The organism is Escherichia sp. MR (assembly GCF_005280595.1).
Lineage (GTDB): Bacteria > Pseudomonadota > Gammaproteobacteria > Enterobacterales > Enterobacteriaceae > Escherichia > Escherichia ruysiae.
Genome location: NZ_SZVK01000122.1, coordinates 1 through 1,220, shown reverse-complemented (window position 1 = coordinate 1,220; position 1,220 = coordinate 1). Strand labels below are relative to the sequence as shown.

General features: G+C 37.8%; 1 protein-coding gene and 1 pseudogene. One reads left to right on the top strand and one right to left on the bottom strand.

Annotated elements, in window-relative coordinates:
* Positions 1-149: pseudogene (locus tag FC814_RS22495) on the bottom strand (glutamate decarboxylase); the annotation flags it as partial.
* Positions 150-1,018: 869 nt separating this feature from the next.
* Here FC814_RS22495 and FC814_RS22490 point away from each other — a divergent pair.
* Positions 1,019-1,162: an adhesin gene (locus tag FC814_RS22490; protein WP_137326490.1), complete on the top strand. Its 144-nt coding sequence runs from the start codon at positions 1,019-1,021 to the stop codon at positions 1,160-1,162.
* Positions 1,163-1,220: the final 58 nt, after the last annotated feature.

The following is a 1,220-nucleotide window of genomic DNA, read 5'->3' as shown; positions in this document are numbered from 1 at the left end:
AATTCATCATTGATAATCTGGAATGCGATGTCATCGCGCATTTCGTGCAGCGGAAAACGTTTAGATTCCGCGATAGTGGAAATAGATTTCGCACCAAAACGTGAATCGAGTAGTTCTGACCTTAAATCCGTTACTTGCTTCTTATCCATTTCAAACTCCTTAAAATGATTGGATCGCATTAAAAAAAGTAGGATTTATCGATAAAGTAAGCAAGCGTAATGGCTTGGGTTTTAAATAACAAAATCCTAACCGATTTTTGATTTTCGGAATAAGCGCAGTGTATTTTTCATAATTAATTACAATGAGATACAACAGTTTCCGATAAGGGGTTTTGAGTGATATGTTGTTATTTTCTGTGATTTTACTACGCGCCATGATTATCACATAAAAATCAGCTCGCAGAATATCATTATTCGCTCGTCATTAATTTATGAAAGCGATGGATAAGATTGTCAAATAACAAAGGTTATTACTGAAATCTCTGCCAACCATGCTGGCGGGTGAGGTTTTTATTCCTTCAGCAATAGTCCAGTATAGATGTATGCAGATAATGACTATGCGAAAAATTAAGTAATGCCTATAGCGAGTGATTAAGATATTTCCTAATCGAAGAACACATGACTATAAATGAGGATTGGCATACCACCGAAGGCTTATTGACTTATTTTGACTGAAATGCCTTTCCGCTATAAAAGGCCAGTTACGATACCTAAACAATCCAATTCTAAATAACCAGGTAACCGTAATTTAGTCAGCATCCAATAGAACTTGCCCCTTTATATTAGCTCTTGCACAAAAAGCTAAATTCATATTTACAAACAAAAATATAATCCCGGCCCTGTCACCAGACGAGTTATTGCAACCACTGAATATTCAGGGTGGCGATGCGCTTTCTTTCATAAAGGTATTTCCTTTTCTGCGGAAAAGGAAACCGGGAAATACCCGGTTTTTCTGACAAGCAAACATTTTATTTGCGTTTGCTTATGTTCGTTAATTCGTTCATCAGGAAATTATCTCAATGTCACGTTTTAAAAAAGCTAATAAACAACCACGCTTTCGTTATTCAGCCCTGGCTCACTGCGTGGCGTGGGCAAACATCTCTATTCAGGTTCTTTTTCCACTGGCTGTCACCTTTACGCCGACAATGGGCTTTGTTGAATAAATCGAACTTTTGCTGAGTTGAAGGATCAGATCACGTATCTTCCCGACAACGCAGACCG

Bases quoted from the DNA above. Each gene is read 5' to 3' on its own strand.
- FC814_RS22490 (WP_137326490.1), top strand. From the start codon at position 1,019: ATGTCACGTTTTAAAAAAGCTAATAAACAACCACGCTTTCGTTATTCA.